15 protein-coding genes are annotated in these 18,730 nt (G+C 65.9%); 8 read left to right on the top strand and 7 right to left on the bottom strand.

The window, feature by feature from the left end:
* Positions 1 to 54: 54 nt before the first annotated feature.
* The 6 genes from VGN62_RS09350 (at position 55) to VGN62_RS09325 (ending at position 9,159) form a co-directional block, all read left to right on the top strand.
* A complete protein-coding gene (locus VGN62_RS09350; protein ID WP_327453046.1) occupies positions 55 to 1,197 on the top strand; it encodes a DUF2853 family protein in 1,143 nt (380 codons plus the stop codon).
* Between the two features lie 1,015 nt (positions 1,198 to 2,212).
* Positions 2,213 to 2,476 carry a GlsB/YeaQ/YmgE family stress response membrane protein gene (locus tag VGN62_RS09345; RefSeq protein WP_037555527.1) on the top strand — a complete coding sequence of 88 codons (264 nt, stop codon included), beginning with the start codon at positions 2,213 to 2,215 and terminating at the stop codon, positions 2,474 to 2,476.
* Between the two features lie 122 nt (positions 2,477 to 2,598).
* Positions 2,599 to 2,868 carry a GlsB/YeaQ/YmgE family stress response membrane protein gene (locus VGN62_RS09340; RefSeq protein WP_327453044.1) on the top strand — a complete coding sequence of 90 codons (270 nt, stop codon included), beginning with the start codon at positions 2,599 to 2,601 and terminating at the stop codon, positions 2,866 to 2,868.
* A 321-nt stretch (positions 2,869 to 3,189) separates the two neighbouring features.
* On the top strand, positions 3,190 to 4,368 hold the full coding sequence (locus tag VGN62_RS09335; protein ID WP_327453042.1) for an efflux RND transporter periplasmic adaptor subunit: 1,179 nt from the start codon (positions 3,190 to 3,192) through the stop codon (positions 4,366 to 4,368).
* Between the two features lie 38 nt (positions 4,369 to 4,406).
* Complete coding sequence (locus tag VGN62_RS09330; RefSeq protein ID WP_327453039.1) at positions 4,407 to 7,823, top strand: efflux RND transporter permease subunit; 3,417 nt, start codon at positions 4,407 to 4,409, stop codon at positions 7,821 to 7,823.
* Positions 7,824 to 7,893: 70 nt separating this feature from the next.
* Positions 7,894 to 9,159: a DUF445 domain-containing protein gene (locus VGN62_RS09325; protein ID WP_327453037.1), complete on the top strand. Its 1,266-nt coding sequence runs from the start codon at positions 7,894 to 7,896 to the stop codon at positions 9,157 to 9,159.
* Here VGN62_RS09325 and VGN62_RS09320 read toward each other — a convergent pair.
* Positions 9,156 to 9,947: an SDR family NAD(P)-dependent oxidoreductase gene (locus VGN62_RS09320; protein ID WP_327453035.1), complete on the bottom strand. Its 792-nt coding sequence runs from the start codon at positions 9,945 to 9,947 to the stop codon at positions 9,156 to 9,158. The two genes, VGN62_RS09325 and VGN62_RS09320, sit on opposite strands and share 4 nt — an antisense overlap.
* Before the next feature lie 46 nt (positions 9,948 to 9,993).
* Between VGN62_RS09320 and pepN the strand changes: the two genes are divergently transcribed.
* Entirely contained in the window at positions 9,994 to 12,594 is a 2,601-nt protein-coding gene (gene pepN, locus VGN62_RS09315) for an aminopeptidase N (RefSeq protein ID WP_327453033.1), read from the top strand.
* A gap of 6 nt (positions 12,595 to 12,600) precedes the next feature.
* Here the strand turns inward: pepN and VGN62_RS09310 are convergent, their stop codons facing one another.
* From VGN62_RS09310 to VGN62_RS09290, 5 genes are all read right to left on the bottom strand, one after another.
* A complete protein-coding gene (locus VGN62_RS09310; protein WP_327453031.1) occupies positions 12,601 to 12,921 on the bottom strand; it encodes a multidrug efflux SMR transporter in 321 nt (106 codons plus the stop codon).
* A 137-nt stretch (positions 12,922 to 13,058) separates the two neighbouring features.
* On the bottom strand, positions 13,059 to 13,658 hold the full coding sequence (locus VGN62_RS09305; protein WP_327453029.1) for an ABC-type transport auxiliary lipoprotein family protein: 600 nt from the start codon (positions 13,656 to 13,658) through the stop codon (positions 13,059 to 13,061).
* A gap of 11 nt (positions 13,659 to 13,669) precedes the next feature.
* Positions 13,670 to 14,611, bottom strand: coding sequence for an MlaD family protein (locus VGN62_RS09300; protein ID WP_327453027.1), 942 nt, complete (start codon positions 14,609 to 14,611; stop codon positions 13,670 to 13,672).
* Entirely contained in the window at positions 14,611 to 15,477 is an 867-nt protein-coding gene (locus VGN62_RS09295; RefSeq protein ID WP_327453025.1) for an ABC transporter ATP-binding protein, read from the bottom strand. The genes VGN62_RS09300 and VGN62_RS09295 overlap by 1 nt, the downstream gene beginning before the upstream one ends.
* Positions 15,477 to 16,583, bottom strand: coding sequence for an ABC transporter permease (locus VGN62_RS09290; RefSeq protein WP_327453023.1), 1,107 nt, complete (start codon positions 16,581 to 16,583; stop codon positions 15,477 to 15,479). The genes VGN62_RS09295 and VGN62_RS09290 overlap by 1 nt, the downstream gene beginning before the upstream one ends.
* Before the next feature lie 101 nt (positions 16,584 to 16,684).
* Between VGN62_RS09290 and VGN62_RS09285 the strand changes: the two genes are divergently transcribed.
* A complete protein-coding gene (locus tag VGN62_RS09285; RefSeq protein WP_327453238.1) occupies positions 16,685 to 17,410 on the top strand; it encodes an HAD-IB family hydrolase in 726 nt (241 codons plus the stop codon).
* Here the strand turns inward: VGN62_RS09285 and VGN62_RS09280 are convergent.
* On the bottom strand, positions 17,407 to 18,699 hold the full coding sequence (locus tag VGN62_RS09280) for a cystathionine gamma-synthase family protein (RefSeq protein WP_327453021.1): 1,293 nt from the start codon (positions 18,697 to 18,699) through the stop codon (positions 17,407 to 17,409). The genes VGN62_RS09285 and VGN62_RS09280 overlap by 4 nt on opposite strands.
* Between the last annotated feature and the right edge of the window lie 31 nt (positions 18,700 to 18,730).

The following is an 18,730-nucleotide window of genomic DNA, read 5'->3' as shown; positions in this document are numbered from 1 at the left end:
CCCCCGTGCGAGCGTCTGACGGCGAATTCTTGCGTCTGGCAGGAGGATAATCGCATGGCAGAAGATTGGCTGGCGGATGTCAGGAAATATGTCGCGGACGCCGACGAAGCGGTGGTGTCGGCGATCATCAAATATCTGGGCATCGCACTTCGAAATCGCGATTCCTCGCTTGTCTCCTTTACCGACAAGAAGGAAACCGACCGCGTTCGCGAGAATTTCCTCAAGAAGAAGCTGGGACTGACCGACGACGATGCGACGCTCGACGCGGCGATCGCGAATGTCGGCGAACAGATGAAGGGCGACCGGACCAAGAACCGCGTCACCGTCTATTACCTCCTCGCGCGGCATTTCGGCCTGCTCACGCTGTTCGGCGGTGCAGCGGGCGCGGTCGGCGGCGCCGGTGCGGCCGCAGCGATGGCGGCCATTGGCGGCGCGGACGGCGATGCTCCCAAGGACGATCCGGGCGCATCCGCCGCACCGCTCGCTGCGGCGGGCCTCGCCGGGGCTTCCGCGGCGGCGCCGGCGGCCGCTGCACCTCCACCGGCCGCCGCGCCCGTGGACCCGGCGCCTGCGGCGGCCAGTCCGCAACAGGCCTATTCGGGCGGCACCGGCGATATCGGCAGCAGCGGCGATAGCGGCGGCGGCATGGGCTGGCTCGGTTGGCTGCTTCTCGCCCTTGTCCTCGCCGCGCTGATCTTCTTCGGCCTGCGCTATTGTTCGAAACAGGACGCCGCGGTTGCGCCGGCCACCGACGACACGGCGATCAGCGAGAGTGTGGCGCCGGGCGATGGCACCGTCGACACAACCGGCGCGGCCGGCACGGCCACTGCGGCGGCGATCCCCGCAGGCGCGGGCGTCGTCGCGGCGGACCGCGAGGGCAAGCCGATGCTCACCGTCTACTTCGACACGGGCAAATCGGAGGTGTCGAACGACCTGACAACCGCGGCATCGGCGGTAAAGGCCTATCTCGACGCCAATCCGGCCGCGACGCTGGCGGTTTCGGGCTATAACGACCCGACGGGCAATGCGGCGGCCAATGCCGAACTGTCGAAGAACCGCGCGCAGAGTGTCAAGGCGGCGCTCGAGAAGCTCGGCTTCGCGGCCGACCGGGTCGTGCTGGAAAAGCCGGCCGAAGCGACGACGACGGGCACCGACAATTCGGCGGCGCGCCGGGTCGAGGTGACCGTGAAGGGTTGATCGTCCTTCGACCCTTATGAAAAGGGAGCGGGGCCTGCGGGTCCCGCTTTTTTTTGGCCCAGACGCCGAGTCGCGACTCGCGGAGCTGATCGGCGGGCGCGATTCGGCCTGAAACCGAATCCGAAAATGCTGCACTGCTGTTACAAAAATGCTGCGGCGAATCCGCTTGTTGCTAATGCCGGACTTATCCACAAGCGGGGGCGATCCGCGGGGGCTTTTCGCTCCTTTTTTGTTGGCGCGTCCAAAGCTTCATGTCAGCTTCAAATCATCGGACGACAGAGACGACGAACCACCGGGACATCAAGGGTAGTTGCAAGACTAGCCGGAAGAGAACGGACGGATTGACGAGGAAATCGACCGATAGCCTGGTCACGGAACGCAGCGATTCCCACGAGTTGATGCGGACCCGATCGGGTACAGGAAATGCAGTCCATCGCTTGGACAGCGACCGCTTCGGCGGACGCAAGAAGAGATGATGAAGGGCTTTCCAGGTGCGGCCGGCCCCCGAAAGGGGGCCGACCAAACCGTCGCCGGATTGTTCCGGCGTGCGCCGCGACGCATCGTTTTGCGGGCCGCTGATCGCAAGAAAAGCGGAACGGGATGAGGTGGAGCGAGGTACGTGGGGCAAAGCCGGATAGTGGGGGTTGGCAGCGATGCCGGCCCCCATTTCGTATGCGCGTTCCTTGTCGAGCGCTCGCGTGCCGGGCGGGACCTCCGCATCGCGTAGCAGCAGCGCCGGCCGCTGCCTCCACGCCCGCCATTTATTTTCGCGGCTGTGCGCTTCGTCACAACAGCGTCAAACGCGGCTGCTTAATCCCGAAATTGCGACCCGGAGACGTTCCCGATCAGGAACCGATCCCACTTTCCCGGCCGAGCCCGCGCGGGCCGGCCGGGAACCTTTCGCTCCCTGGCCGCATTCCTCTGTCATCGTTGAAACGATGTCCGGGCGCGACCGGACGTTCGCATGGGAGCCGGGTGTCGGCGTTTGCCCGGCCGCTTCAGGGAAGGGAAAATCATGGGTTTGATCATCACTTTGATCGTCGGCGGCATCATCGGCTGGCTCGCCAGCATCGTCATGCGCACCGATGCGCAGCAGGGGATTATCCTCAACGTCGTCGTCGGGATCGTGGGTGCGTTCCTCGGCAATTTCCTCGGCAGCTTTTTCGGCATGGGGGCCAGTCTCGATACCTTCAGTCCGGTCGGCCTGCTGTGGGCCTTTATCGGCGCGGTCGTGCTGCTGGGCATCATCAACCTGATCCGGCGCGGCAGCGTCCGCTGAACCGGGCGGCGGCGAGGCGTCGTGGCACCGCCGCCATTCCGCTAGGCGATATCAAATATTTGAGTTACCAATGTGATGCCTGCAGGGTCAGGCGCCAACAACGATCGTAGGGGGTCAATGTCATGGATTTCATTATCGCAATCATCATGGGCGGCGTTATCGGCTGGTTGGCGAGCATCGTCATGCGCACCGATGCGCAGCAAGGTATCTTCCTCAACATCATCGTCGGCTGTATCGGTTCGATCCTCGGCCGCTTCCTGTTTGGCCGCTTTCTTGGCGGAGGCCATTTGCGCGGCGATGCATTCGACCCGATGACCCTCCTGACCGCGTTCATCGGTGCGGTGCTTCTGCTCGGGATCGTCAACCTCGTCCGGCGCGGGCGCGTTCGCTGACCGCCGCTAACTGACAGCCGGTTCCTTCGCGACCGGCGCCAAGACAAGAGGGTGGCCGCCCCCCGGGGCGCGCCGCCCTTTTTCATGTCCGTAACCACTGGAAATCGCACGCAGATACGCCTATGGCCCGCCGTCCGGGGCGCGGGGAGAGGGCGAAGTTTCGCCTCTTGCCAGTGGTGATTTAATTAGGTAATACACCTCGTGCAGGATCGATCCTGTCGCGCGGGGTGAAGGGGGATGGGCGCTGCCGTGCCTGCCGTACCGGAAGCCGCGCAAGTCAGGGAGGGAATCGGCGTGAACTACGAGCGGAAAGTGGATTCGATGGACAGCCTGGCGGGCACGCAGAGCTATTATGAAGAGGCGGACAGCCGCCGGAACCGGACACGGCTGATCGTCGCGCTGGTGCTGATCGCGCTTGCGCTCGCGGCGACATGGTACGCCTTCAGCTCGAGCAAGGGCGGCGCAGCCGGCGGCGAGGGCGCTGCGGGCGGTCCCGGCGCGGCCAGCATTCCCAACATCACGGTCGTCATCCCCGGCCGCCAGTCGGTCGAAGCGACGATTTCGACGAACGGCACGATCGCGGCGCGCCGTGAAATGCCCGTCGGCGTCGTCGGCGAAGGCGGTCAGGTCGTCCGCGTGCTCGTCGAGCCCGGCCAGTGGGTCAACGCCGGCCAGCCGCTCGCGATCATCGACCGCTCGGTCCAGACGCAGCAGGCGGCGAGCCTTGCCGCTTCGATCCGCGTCGCGCAGGCCGATGCCGACCTGGCGCAGGCCGAACTCGAACGCGCGCAGGCGCTGGTCGGCCGCGGCTTCATTTCGAAGGCCGACATGGACCGCAAACGCGCGACCCGCGACGCCGCCAATGCGCGCGTCCGCGTCGCGCAGGCGCAATATGCCGAGGCGCAGGCGCGCAACGGCCGCCTCAACATCGTCGCCCCGGCGGCGGGCCTGGTGCTGACGCGCCAGGTCGAGACCGGCCAGATCGTCGGTGCGGGCAGCGGCGTGCTGTTCCGCATGGCGCGCGGCGGCGAGATGGAAATGATGGCGCAGATGGCGGAGGCCGATTTGCAGCGCGTCCGCGTCGGCACGCGCGCGACGGTGAACCCCGTCGGCACCAATGTGCAGATCACGGGGCCGGTGTGGCAGGTGTCGCCGGTGGTCAATCCCGACACGCGGCAGGGCATGGTGCGCATCGCGCTTCCGTACAGCGCGGCGCTCCGTCCCGGCGGCTTCGCCGACGCGCGCCTCGTCGCGGGCACCGAGCAGGCGCCGATGCTTCCCGAAAGCGCGGTGCAGAGCGGTCCCGAAGGCAATTTCGTGCTGATCGTCGACAACAAGAACCAGATCCAGCGCCGACTGGTCAAGGTCGGTACCGTGACCGACGATGGCGTGTCGATCGCGTCGGGGCTCGACGGCACCGAACGCGTCGTCGTGCTCGCCGGCGCCTTCCTCAACCCCGGCGACAAGGTGAAGCCGGTGGTCCAGAAATCGTCGCAATAAGGCAATCCGGGCCGGTCTCGCACAAAGGCGTCTGAATCATGAGCTTCCGCAACATCTCCGCCTGGTGCATCCGCAATCCGGTGCCGCCGATCGTCATGTTCGTGCTGCTGTTGCTGGCGGGTATCGTCAGCTTCAACCGGATGGACGTCAACGACAATCCGGACATCGAATTCCCGGCGGTGCAGGTGATCGTCGCGCAGCCCGGCGCGGCGCCGTCGGAGCTTGAAACGCAGGTGACCCAGCGCGTCGAGGCGGCGGTGCGCGGGGTCAGCGGCGTCGACGAAATGTCGTCCTATGTCGGCGAAGGCAACAGCCGCACGATGGTGCAGTTCGCGATCGGCACCCCGATCGACCGCGCCTATAACGACGTGAACCAGGCGATTTCGCAGATCCGCAGCGACCTGCCCGACGGTATTCTCGAACCGCAGGTCGTGCGCGTCGACATCGCGGGCGGCCCGATCACCTATTTCGCGGTCGAGGCGTCGGACATGACGCTCGAACAATTGTCGTGGTTCGTCGACAACAGCGTCGCCAAGGAATTGCTCTCGATCCCCGGCATGAGCCAGGTGCGCCGCTCGGGCGGCGTCGACCGCGAAATCCGCGTGATCCTCGATCCGGCACGGATGCAAAGCTATGGCCTGACCGCCAGCCAGGTGAACCAGCAGCTGCGCCAGACGAACGTCAACGCCGCGGGCGGGCGCACCGAAATCGCCGGGTCCGAGCAAGCGGTGCGCGTGCTCGGCAACGCCGCCAACGCGTTCCAGCTCGGCGAAACGCGCCTGTCGATCGGCAACGGCCGCACCATTCGCCTGTCGGATATCGCGAAGGTGACCGACGGCTATGCCGAACAGCGCAACCTTGCGAAGATCAAGGGGCGGCAGGTGCTCAGCTTCTCGATCGAGAAGGCCAAGGGCGCGTCGGACGTCACGATCCACGACGAGACGATGAAGAAGCTCGCCGAGATCAAGAAGAACAACCCCAAGGTCGACTTCAAGATCCTCTTCACGCGCACCGAATATACCAAGGAACAATATCGCAGCTCGATGCTCGCGATGATCGAGGGCGCGGTGCTCGCCGTCGTCGTCGTCTTCCTGTTCCTGCGCGACTGGCGCGCGACGCTGATCAGTGCGCTGGCGATCCCGCTGTCGGCGATCCCGACCTTCTGGTTCATGGACTTGATGGGTTTCTCGCTGAACAGCCTGTCGCTGCTCGCGCTCAGCCTCGTTGCAGGCGTGCTCGTCGACGATGCGATCGTCGAGATCGAGAATATCGTCAGACATATGCGCATGGGCAAGACCGCCTATCAGGCTTCGATCGACGCCGCCGACGAAATCGGCCTCGCGGTCGTCGCCACGACGATGTCGATCGTCGCGGTCTTCCTCCCCGTCGCGCTGATGCCGGGCGTGTCGGGCCAGTTCTTCATCCAGTTCGGGATGACCGTCGTCTTTGCGGTGCTCGTCAGCCTCGCGGTCGCGCGTATGATTACGCCAATGATCGCCGCCTATTTCCTGTCGGCGCAGGGCGAGCAGGACCATGCGTCGGGACCGTGGGTCGACCGGTACGAAAAGGTACTCGCGTGGACGCTCGACAGCACGAAGCATCGGGCCGTGCGCGCGCGTTACGAGGAGGCGACGACGAAGCTGGCCTATCTGGGCGTGCCCCTCGTGCTCGCGGGCCTCTACGTCCTGTTTGCCATCTACAACTATTTCCAGCCGGTCCCGGCGGGGCAGGACGGCCCCAATCCGGCGCTCTACTTCCTGCTGCAGACGCCGTTCACCGCGCTCTTCGTTTTCCTCGGGGCAAGCCTTGTCGCGATCCTCCTCGGCGCGCTCGCGCATGTGCTGGGCATGCGCCAGTGGGCGTACACGCATTGGGCAAAGTTCATGGTGCAGCGCGCCTACGCCCGCCTGTTCGACCACCGCGTGTGGATTGTCGGCATCGGTTTCCTCGCCTTCGCGTCGAGCATCCTCTTGTTCATGGTCCTGCCGCAGCAGTTCCAGCCGACGATCAACAGCGATTACAGCCAGGTGCGTTATGAGCTGCCGCCGGGTTCGACGCTGGCGCAGAGCGAGGAAATCGTCCGGCAGATCGGCGCGATCCTCGACAACAGCCCGGTCGTCGAAACGGCATTCTACGACGTCAATGTCGGTGGCGGAAACGCCTTCATCACGCTCAAGAAAGAGCGGCCGATGAGCAGTGTCGAATGGGAGCGCAGCCTGCAACCGAAGCTGGCCGCCATCCCCGATGCGCGCGTGTCGTTCCAGAGCCAGTCGGGCGGCTTTTCGGGCCGCGATATCACCATGGTCATCGGCGGCGACGACCCGGTCGCGCTCGAAAAGCACGCGCGCCTGATCGTCGAGCAGATGGGCGGGGTGAAGGAACTGCGCGCGCCGCGGATCGAGGGCGACATTCCGCGCCCCGAAATCATCGTCAACCCGCGGATGGACCTTGCCGCCGAACTCGGCGTGACGACCGCATCGCTCAGCCAGACGATCCGTATCGCGACTTTGGGCGACATTGATCAGAATGCGGCGAAATTCTCGCTCTCGGATCGCCAGATCCCGATCCGCGTGCTGCTGTCCGAAGATTCGCGCCGCAGCCTCGCGACGATCGAGAACCTGCCGGTGCCGACCTCGCGCGGGACCACGGTGCCGCTGAAATCGGTCGCCGAAATCGGCTTCGGCGCCGGGCCGACCGAGCTTCGCCGCTATAACCAGACGCGGCGCATCGTGATCGGTGCCGACCTCGCTCCCGGACTCGTTACGGGCGAAGCGCAGAAAAAGATCGATGCGCTGCCCGCGGTCAAGAATATGCCGCAGGGTATCCGCAAGGTCATCCAGGGCGACGCCAAGTGGCAGGCCGAGCTGATCACCAACTTCATGATCGCGGTCGTGTCGGGGCTGATGCTCGTCTTCTCGACGCTGGTGCTCCTTTACCGCCGCTTCCTGTCGCCGCTCGTCAACATGTCGTCGCTGCTGCTCGCGCCGCTCGGCGGCCTGCTCGGCCTCGCGGTCACCGGCATGGAAATCTCGATGCCCGTCTATATCGGCCTCCTGATGTTGCTCGGCATCGTGGCGAAGAACTCGATCCTGCTCGTCGATTTCGCGATCGAGGAGATGGACCATGGCGTCGCCAAGATGGAGGCGCTGCTCGACGCCGGGCGCAAGCGCGCGCAGCCGATCGTGATGACGACCGTCGCGATGGTCGCGGGCATGGTGCCGACGGCGATCTCGCTGTCGGGCGACGGGGCGTGGCGCGCACCGATGGGCGTGGTCGTGATCGGCGGCCTGATCCTGTCGACGCTGCTGACCTTGCTGATCGTCCCCGCAGGCTTCAGCCTCGCCGACAGCATCGAAAAGCGCCTCGGCCGCTTCTTCTCGCGTAACCTGCTTACCTACAAGAAGGGCGACGATAGCAAGCCGCACGGGGCGCCCGTGCCCGAACCGGCGGAGTAAAGGGGATCGGCCGGCGCGGTAAGCCACTGCGCCGGTTGCAACCTTTGCGGCATTTCGCCATTTGGTGTGCATGACGGACCGTACGCTTCACCGCCCGATTGGCGTCGCCATTCCGGCGAAAGGGTCGAATATCCGCGTCGTCGCGACGGGTCTGCTCGTCGTCATGGCGTTTGTCTTCATCGGCGCCAAATATTTTCAGGACGTCCATCCGGCGATCGGTTTCGTTCGCGCCTTTGCCGAGGCGGCAATGGTCGGCGGGCTCGCCGACTGGTTTGCGGTGACCGCGCTGTTTCGCCACCCGATGGGGCTGCCCATTCCCCATACGGCCATCGTCCCGCGCAACAAGAACCGCATCGGCGACACGCTCGCGCGCTTCCTGCTCACCAACTTCCTGCTGCCGCGCCTGATCGCGCGCAAGATGCAGACGGTCGACGTCGCGGGTGCGGTCGGCAAATTCCTCTCCGAACCCGGCGAGGGCGGCGGGCGGCTGCGGCTCGGCGCGTCGCGGATCATCGCCGACGGGCTCGGCGCGCTCGACCAGCAACGCCTCGGCGGCATGGTCAAGTCGGCGATCGCCGACCGCTTGCGCGAGCTCGACGTCGCGCCCTTGCTCGGACAGGCGCTGCAAGCGGCGCTCGCCGAGGGGCGGCACCAGCCTCTTCTGGATGCGATGGTCAAATGGGGATCGAAGACGCTCGAACTCAACGAGCATCTGATCCACCAGATGGTGCACGACAATAGCAACGCGATCGTGCGCTTCACCGGGCTCGACGAAAGCATTTCGAATCGCATCGTCGCGGGGCTGTCGAAGCTGCTCAGCGAAATGGCGGTCGACGAGACGCACCCCTTGCGCATCCGCGTCGAGGAAGGGCTCGCCAAGATGGCGCTCGACCTTCAGCACGATCCCGAGGTGAAGGCGAAGGTAGCCAAGGTTCGCGACGAACTGCTCGAGAACAAGGCGGTGAAGCGCTGGCTCGACGGATTGTGGGAACAGGGGCGCACCGCGCTGCTGAAGGCCGCGCGCAACCCCGATACGATGCTCGCGGGGCGGATCGGCGAACTCGTCACCCAGTTCGGTGCGATGCTCGGCGAGGATGCGGGGATCAAGCGCACGCTCAACCGCTATGCGCGCCGTGCGGTCGTCGGCATGGTCGACAGCTATGGCGAGACGGCGCTCAAGCTCGTCTCGGATACGATCCGCGGCTGGGATGCGAAGACGATCACCGACCGGCTGGAAAATGCGGTCGGCGACGATCTGCAATATATCCGCATCAATGGGACTTTGGTCGGCGGCCTCGTCGGCGTGCTGATCCACACCGTCGACGTGCTGATCTAGGCGCTCGCCGCTAGACCTTCGCGAAAGCTCGGATAGCGCGGGTTCCAGCCGAGCAGGCGTTTCGCCTTGCCGTTCGCGACGCGGCGGTTCTCGGCATAGAAGGCGCGCGCGGCGGGCGACAGGCCGGCCTCGTCGAGCGACTGGAGTGGCGGCAGCGGCGCGCCGAGCATCGCGCAGCCCCATTCGACGAGGCGGTTCTGGTGGCAGGGTTCGTCGTCGGCGAGATTATAGACCCCTGCCGGACCCCGGAACGAGGCGATGACGCCGCCCGCGATGTCATCGACATGGACGCGGCTGAAAACCTGCGCGGGCAGGTCGGTCCTGTGCGCGCGGCCCTCGGCTATGCGCTCGAGGATCGAGCGGCCCGGGCCATAGATGCCGGGGAGGCGGAAGATGCGAATATCGCCGCGCAGGCTTCCCCATGCCGCATCGGCGGCGTTGCGGTCGGGACGGCGGCCTTTGACGGGCGCGCTTTCGTCGACCCACGCGCCCGCTGTGTCGCCATAGACGCCGGTCGAAGAGAGATAGCCTGTCCATGTGGCCGGGGCGAGAGCGATCGCTTCGCCGTAGCGCGCGAGCACCGGATCGGCGCCGTCGGCGGGCGGCACCGACGACAGGATATGCGTGGCGCCGCGTAGCGCCGCGAGCACCGCGACATCGTCGGCAAAGGCGATACTGCCCGCGCGCCCGTCCCGTGTCGTTCCCGCGACCTCCCAGCCGCGCGCGCGCAGCCGGTCGGCGAGATGGCTCGCCGCATAGCCCGTTCCGAAAATCAGCATCTGTCCCATCGCGCGCCTTATTGCGTGTCGAGGGCGCTGTGCCTAGATCGATCGCATGACCGACGCCTCTTCCACGCCCGCCGTTCCCGTCACCATCCATCGCGGCGATTATCGCCCGCCCGAGTGGCAGGTTCCCGACATCGCGCTCGATTTCGCGCTGGGGGTCGATGAAACCAGGGTCGGTGCGGTGCTGTCGGTGGTGCGCGATGCCGATGCGCCGGCGGTGTTGACGCTACGCGGTGACGGGATCACCCCGGCGGCGGTGCGCGTCGATGGCGAGGTGTGGAATGATTGGCGCATGGGCGGCGGCGACCTGATCGTCGACCTCGGCGAGCGAACCGCGGCGACGGTCGAGGTCGATACGGTCGTCAACCCGGCGACGAACACGCAATTGATGGGCCTTTACGCGTCGAACGGCATGCTGTGCACGCAGTGCGAGGCCGAGGGATTCCGTCGCATCACCTTCCACCCCGACCGGCCCGACGTGCTGAGCCGCTACAAGGTGCGTATGGAAGGCGACAAGGCGCAGTTCCCGATCCTGTTGTCGAACGGCAATTGTATCGAGCAGGGCCAAGGAGCGGGCGGCACGCACTGGGCGCTGTGGGAAGACCCCTGGCCCAAGCCTTCCTATCTGTTCGCGCTCGTCGCCGGCGACCTCGTCGTCAACAAGGACAGCTTTACGACGATGTCGGGGCGCGAGGTCGAACTGGGCATCTGGGTCCGGGGCGGCGACGAAGCGCGTACCGGCCACGCGATGCAGGCACTGAAGGACAGCATGGCGTGGGACGAGCGCGTCTATGGCCGCGAATATGACCTCGACCTGTTCAACATCGTCGCGGTCAGCGATTTCAACATGGGGGCGATGGAGAATAAGGGGCTCAACGTCTTCAACACCCGCTATATCCTCGCCGACCCCGACACCGCGACCGACGTCGATTATGACGGGGTCGAAGGCGTCGTCGCGCACGAATATTTCCATAACTGGTCGGGCAATCGCGTGACCTGCCGCGACTGGTTCCAGCTCAGCCTGAAGGAAGGCTTCACGGTCTTTCGCGACCAAAATTTCTCCGCCGACATGGGCTCGCCCCCGGTCAAGCGGATCGAGGATGTCCGCCTGCTTCGCGCCGCGCAGTTCCCGGAGGATGCGGGGCCGCTCGCGCATCCGATCCGCCCCGACAGTTTCCAGGAAATCTCGAACTTCTATACCGCGACCATTTATAACAAGGGCGCCGAGATCATCCGCATGATGGCGACGATGGTCGGCCCCGACCGTTTTCGCAAAGGCACCGACCTCTATTTCGATCGCCACGATGGCGAGGCGGCGACGTGCGAGGATTTTGTGCGCGCGATCGAGGACGGCGCGGGCATCGACCTGACGCAGTTCCGCCTCTGGTACGGTCAGGCGGGCACGCCGCGCATCACCGCGCGGATCGACACCGACGCGGCGACGGGTGCGCGAACGCTGCACCTGACGCAAGCCGTCCCGCCGACGCCGGGCCAGCCCGACAAGGCGCCGATGCTGATCCCGCTGCGCATCAAGGCCTATGACCTTGACGGCGGCCATGGCGAAGAGGCCGAGCAGCTCGTGCTGCTGGACGGCGCCGAAATGGCGGTGCCGCTCGGTCATTATCGCAGCCGCCCGATGCTTTCGATCAATCGCGGCTTTTCGGCGCCGGTGATCGTCGATTTCGCGCGCGAGGAGGGCGAACTCGCCTGGCTCGCCGCGCACGATGACGATCCTTTCGCGCGTTATGAAGCGCTGCAACAGCTGATGCTCGACACGCTCGTCGCTGCGGTTGCCGGAAAGACAGCCGACAATGGCGCGGTGATCGAAGCGGTGGCGCAGACGCTCGCGGGCCGCGACAGCGACCCGGCTTTCGTCGCCGAGGCGGTTTTGCTGCCGAGCGAAGCCTTTATCGGCGACCAGATGGTCACCGTCGACCCCGACGCGATCCGGCGCGAACGGCTCGCGCTGCAAGCGGCGATCGGCGCCGCGCTCGACACCGAGTGGCGTTCGATCCTTTCCGGGCACGCGCCGCCCGCGACCGATCTGTCGCGGGGCGCAAAAGGCGGCCGCCGCCTGCGCGGCGTCGCGCTCGCCTATCTCGCGGCAACCGGGGCGGACGACGCGCCCGCGCTGGCATTCCGCATCTTCTCCGACGCCGACGGGATGACCGAACGGCAGGCCGCGCTGGCGACGCTTGCGCACGGCGACAGCGACGAGCGCGTGGCCGCGCTCGACATTTTTTACCAGCGTTATCGCGACAATCCGCTCGTGCTCGACAAATGGTTCCAGGTGCAGGCCTGGTCGCTGCGCCCCGATACCGCCGATGCGGTGAAGGAACTGGCGGAGCACGCCGACTTCACGCTCGCGAACCCCAACCGCGTGCGTTCGCTCTATGGCGCACTGACGGGCAATCAGGCGGCGTTCCACCGCGCCGACGGCGCGGGCTACCGGCTGATCGCCGACCTTGTCATCGCGCTGGATCCAAAGAACCCGCAGACGGCGGCGAAGATGACCCCGCCGCTCGGCCGCTGGAAACGGTTCGACGAGGCGCGCGCCGCGATGATGAAAGCCGAACTGGCGCGCATCCTCGCGCAGCCCGGCCTGTCGCGCGACGTCACCGAGCAGGCGTCGAAGAGCCTGCTCGGGTAAGGCGCCTCAGGTCGTCGAGAACAGCTTGGTCCCGGCGACGCCGATCACGATCAGCGCCATGAAGCCGACCTGGACGGCGTTTACCTTCTCGCCGAACCAGAAGATGCCGCCGATGATCACCCCGACCGCGCCGAGCCCGGTCCATATCGCATAGGCGGTGCCGGCCGAGATGCCGCGCATCGCGAAGGCGAGCAGCGCCATGTTGAGGAAGCTGAGCGACACGGGCACGATCGAGGCTTGCCATGTGCCGATCGTCGCAGCCCATTTCAGGCTCAGCGCCCAGATGATTTCGGTAACGACGGCGATCGCGAGGATGACCCACGCCATAAGACGGTCCTTTCAAGTCGGCGGGCTCGAAAGGAAGTGCGCGGCCGGAAACCCGGAAGAGGCGGCGCATCGATGGGTGATGTGCCGCGGCCCTTAAGCGGCTCCGGCCGAAATGGCAACTGCGCCGAGGGGCGGGTTCAGCCGCCCAGCCAGCCGGTCACGTCGCTTGCGACCTTGTTCGCGGCGCGGGTCAGCGCTTCGCCGACGGGTTTCGCCTCGACCTTGCCGCCGATCGCCTCGCGCGCCTCGAACCGGCGTTGGGTTACGGTCTTGCCGCCTGCTGCCACCAGCATCGCCTGATAGACCACGACCGCCTCGTTCGTGCGCGCATCGACGCCGAATTCCATCAGCTGGCCCGCGAGCTGCTCGCCCGGCGCCGTCAGATATTGTCCCTCGTCGAGCACGACGCGCGACGTCCGCGCCGACACGGTCTCGGACACGAGCCGCTGGAACAGGCGCGAAGGTGCCTCGACCCATTGCGCATCCTTGACATAAGCGACGCTCGCCTCGTCCTGCTGCACCGGGATGCGCGTCGTGCGCAGCTTTTGCGGCGCGGTAGGAATCAGGATCGTCAGCGTCGCGGCTTCGGCGGCGGTGCGCGCTCCCCCGGCCGGGGGAGCCGCGTCGGCGTCGAGCGTCAGCAGGAAGGGCGGGGTCTTGCCGCCGAGGCCGATGCACGCCGACAGCGAAACGGCGGCGGCAGCGGCGAGCAGCGGGGCACGGAGGCGGCGGATCATGGCGTGGGTCCTCATTTCTTGTAATCGGGCAGCTGGCTGCCGCCGAGCACGGCGCCGGCACCCTGCTGGTCGAGCTTGTCGGTCAGGCTGGATAGCGAGGCGGAGGTGCGGCGCAGGTCGCGGATCAGCGCATTGGCTTCGGGGATCGTCGTTTCGCTGAAGGTCTTGAGACCCGGCCGTGCGTCGGAAATCGCCGACTCCAGCGTTGCCATTGACGCATTCGCGGACTTCAGCGTATCGCGCAGATTCGCCATCGCCGGGTCGACATTGCGGTCGATCGTGCCTTGCGCCGATGCGGCGAGGTTACCGATCTGTTCGGCGGCATTGCCCGTCTGCTGGATCGCGATGCGCGTGTCGGCGAGCGCGCGTTCGAGCGCCGGGCCGTTGCGCGCGAGGATCGCGGTCGATGCCTCGACATTGTTGAGGATACCGCGAAGGCTGGCCTGATTTTCATCGTCGGCGAGTTCGGCGAGCCGCTCGGTCAGGGTGGACAGGCGCTGGAGCAATTGCGGTGCGGTGTTGAGCAGTTCGCCCAGACCGCCGACTCGCGTCGGGATGACCGGCTTGCCTGCGGGCCCCTTGTCGGCGATCGGCGGCGCCCCCTTGACCGCGCCGTCGAGCGAGATTTGCGAAACGCCGGTGAAGCCGACGCCCTCGAGCGCCGCGGTCGTGCCCTGCAGCACGGGGACGCCTTCGTTGACCTCGATGCGCACGCGCACGAATTGCGGGTCGTCGGGCCACAGCGCGATCTCGCGGACCTGCCCCGACGGCACGCCCGAAAATTGCACCTGCGCGCCCTTGTTCAGCCCGTCGACCGACTGTTTGAAGAAGATGTCATATTCGCGCTTCTCGCCGCCGCTGTCGTTCGCCAGCCAGACTACGAAAAAGGCGAGCGCCGCGGTGAAGAAGAGGACGAAAGCGCCGACGAGCACATTGTTCGACCGTGTTTCCATCAGCTTTTCCTATCCTGCCGCTCCAGCGCGATATTGCAGTTTGCAGCCGCGCGCCCGCGGGGTCCGTTGAAATAATCCTGTATCCACGGATGCTCGGTGGCAAGCAATTCGGGGATGGTGCCGACCGCGATCACCTTCTTTTCGGCGAGCACCGCGACGCGGTCGCACGTGGCATAGAGCGTATCGAGGTCGTGCGTGATCAGGAAAACGGTCAGCCCCATCGTATCGGCGAGGCCGCGCAGGAGCTCGTCGAACTTCGCGGCGCCGATCGGATCCAGCCCCGCGGTCGGTTCGTCGAGAAAGAGCAGCGCGGGGTCGAGCGCGAGCGCGCGCGCAAGACCGGCACGCTTGACCATGCCGCCCGACAGCTCGGCGGGATATTTGGGGCCCGCGTCGGAGGGCAGGCCGACCATCTGGACCTTGTACGCCGCGATTTCGTCGAGCAGGCGCTGGTCGAGCCGCGGATAATATTCGCGCAAGGGGACCTGGATATTCTCGGCGACGCTGAGGGTCGAGAAGAGCGCGCCGCCCTGGAACATCACCCCCCAGCGCCGGCGCAGGTCGCGCGATTCCTCTTCGTCGGCGATGGTGTCGAGCGTCTTGCCATAGACCTCGATTTCGCCCGCGGCGGGCGTCTGGAGCCCGATGATCGAGCGCATCAGCACGGATTTCCCGGTCCCCGATCCGCCGACGACGCCAAGGATCTCGCCCGAGCGGACGGTGAGGTCGAGGCCGTCGTGGATCACCGCGTCGCCGAACTGGTTGCGAAGGCCGCGAATGCAAATCGCCTCGTCGAATTTTTCGGGGCGCACCGCGTCGGCGGCCGCCAGCTCTTCCTTGATTTCCTGTTCGATCTCTTCGCTCATCAATTCCATCCCAGCGAAGAGAAGAAGACGGCGAACATCGCATCGAGGACGATGACCAGGAAGATCGCGGCGACCACCGCCGACGTCGTGCGCTTGCCGACTTCTTCGGCATTCTGGCGAACCTGCATGCCTTCGTAACATCCGGTCACGCCGATCAATATGCCGAACACCGGCGCCTTGATCAGCATGATCCAGAAATCGGTCATCGGGATGATCTCGCGTAAGCGCTGGATATAGGTGAGCGGCGGCATATCGAGCCCGATCCAGCAGAAGACGCCGCCGCCGGCGATCGCGCACAGGCTGGCGTAAAAGCCGAGCAAAGGCATCGTGATCGTCGACGCGGCGACGCGCGGCAGCACGATCGCCTCCATGGGCGACACGCCGATCGTGCGCATCGCATCGACCTCTTCGGTCAGCTTCATCGTGCCGATCTGCGCCGCAAAGGCCGACCCCGATCGGCCCGCGACCATGATTGCGGTCATCAGCAAGCCGAGTTCGCGGATCGAGGCGCGGCCGACGAGGTTGATCGTGAACACCTCGAGTCCGAATTGTTCGAGCTGGACCGCGCCCTGCTGCGCGATGACGATCCCGATCAGGAAACTCATCAGGCCGATGATCGGGAGCGCGTCGACGCCGACCGCCTGAAAGCGCGTGACGACCGCGTTCCAGCGGAGGCGGCGTCGCGCGCGAATCTGGATGCCGAGCGCGACGATCATCGCGCCGAAAAAGCCCACGATACCGATCAGTTCGTGCCAGATGGCGACGCTGGCGGTGCCCACCTGCTCGAGCATGCGTGTCCACATCGGGCGGCGGTCGCGGTGGACGCGATATTCGCTCTTGTCGCTCGCCAGCGCGTCGAGCAGGCGCTGCGCTTCCTCGGTCGCGCCAACGACCTGCGCGCCATGTTCGTTGACGGTGCGCGTCACGATCCACGCGCCCACCGTGTCGATGCGTTCGAGCGCCGAGAGGTCGAGCGTCGCGATCGGGCCGAGCGCGTCGAGCCGCGCGGGGACATCGCCGAGACGCGCGAGCGTCAGACGGCCCGTGAAGCGAACTTCGGCGCCATCGGCGCCGTCGCTGTGTTCGAAATCCGCCCGGGCCACCATCGTGCGGAGGACATTGTATTATTTGCCCCGTGACGGCAAGCGAATCCATGGCTGGCATCGCGGGTCTTGGCCACGTCGCGCGGTCACACTATGGGTGGGGGATGGAAGAGCCGCTCACCACGACGATCCCCGACTATGCGCATCGCGTTGCCATGTACGACATGGACCGGACGATAACGCGTTCAGGGACTTACAGCGGTTTCCTCATTCATGTTGCGCGGCGGCGCCAGCAATGGCGATTGCTGCTTTTGCCGCTCGTCGGGCTTGCCGGCGCGGCTTATTCGCTGCGCCTGATCGACCGGTCGCGGCTGAAGGCGATCAACCTCAGGCTCCTCGTCGGCAAACGCTTTCGCCGGACCGAAATCGCGCCGCTGGCCGAAAGCTACGCCGACAAGGTGGTCGCGCGCGGGCTGCATCCCGCCGCGCTCGAACAGATCGCTGCCGACCGCGAGGCAGGGTATCGGCTGCTCCTCGCGACCGCGTCCTTCCACCTCTATGTCGATGCGATCGCCGAGCGGCTCGGCATGGACGATGTCCTCGCGACGCAGCTCGACGAACCCGACGGTGCCGATCACATCCATGCGCGCCTCGCCGGCGACAATTGTTATGGCGAGGCGAAGTTCGCGCGGATCGACGGCTGGATGGCAGCGAATGATATTACGCGCGACAGCGCGCATATCCGGGCCTATTCGGACCATGTCTCCGACCATCCGATGCTGCATTTCGCCGACGAGGCGGTCGCAACGACGCCCTCGCGCGGGCTGAGGAAGCTCGCGCCGCAAATGGGGTGGCAGGTCGTCGACTGGCGCGCGCGCCGCGGTCGTTAGACCGCGTCGAGCGCCTGCGCGAAGTCGGCGATCAGATCGTCGGGGTCTTCGATGCCGATCGATACGCGCACGAGGTTGTCGGTGATGCCGAGCGCCTTCTTGCGTTCTTCGGGGACCGACAAATGCGTCATCGCCGCCGGATGGCTCGCCAGCGTCTCGGTGCCGCCGAGGCTGACCGCGAGCTTGGCGATCTTCAGCGCATCGAGGAAGCGGAAGCTTTCTTCCTCGCCCCCCTTGATGAAGAGCGAGAAGGTCGATCCGGCGCCCGTGCAGTGGCGATCGAAAATATCCTTCTGGCGCGGATCGCTGATGAAGCCGAGATAGCCGAGCCCTTCGACCTTCGGATGATCGCGGAGGAAAGTGCAGACCTTCAGCGCATTTTCGCCCGCGCGGCTCATGCGCAGTTCGAGCGTTTCGAGGCTGCGAAGCAGCATCCACGCGGTGTTGGGGTCGCAGATCGTACCGATCGTGTTGCGCATCGGGCGGATCAGGTTGAGCAGATGCTGGTCGCCCGACACGCCGCCCGCGACGAGATCCGAATGGCCGCCGGCATATTTGGTGAGGCTATAGACGACAAGTTCGGCGCCCTGGTTCAGCGGCTTTTGCCACAGCGGGCCGAGGAAGGTGTTGTCGATCGCGATCGCGGGTTTTTGCTCGCCCGGGAAAGCGGCGTCGCGCGCGGCGCGGACCGCCTCGACATCGACAAGCGCGTTGGTCGGGTTCGCCGGGCTCTCGAGATAGACGAGCGCGACCTTGCCGCCCTTTTCGTCGGCGAGCGCCTGCGCGCGCGCCAGGATCGCGTCGATTTCCTCGCGCGTCGCGCCCGCAGGGAAGTCGACGAAGCTGACGCCGAAGCGCGACAGGATGCGCGCGATCAAGGTCTCGGTCGCGGCATAGAGCGGGCCCGAATGGACGATCACGTCATTCTGGCCGACCAGCGCGAGGAGCAGGGTCGCGATCGCCGACATGCCGCTGGAAAAGACAAGGCTGTCGTCGGCGCCGTCCCAGACCGCAAGGCGGTCCTCGAGGATTTCCTGGTTCGGGCCGTTGAAGCGCGAATAGACGAGGCCGTCGGCGGGGCCTTCGCGCTTGCCCGTGATATGCTCGAAGAAACGCTTGCCTGCGGCCGCGCTTTCGAACGCGAAGGTCGAGGTGAGGAAGATCGGCGGCTTCAGCGAACCTTCGGAGAGCATGGGATCATAGCCGAGTCCCATCATCAGCGTGGCGGGGCTGAGGTCGCGATCGCCGATTTTCTTCGTGTTCGTCTTGGGTTTGCCGCGCATGGCCATTGGGGGATGCTCCTTGAGTGTGGCGGCCCTT

The sequence above is a fragment of the Sphingopyxis sp. genome (assembly GCF_035998905.1).
GTDB lineage: Bacteria > Pseudomonadota > Alphaproteobacteria > Sphingomonadales > Sphingomonadaceae > Sphingopyxis.
The sequence above is the reverse complement of the archived record's forward strand: the minus strand, read 5'-3'. Positions and strand labels throughout refer to the sequence as shown.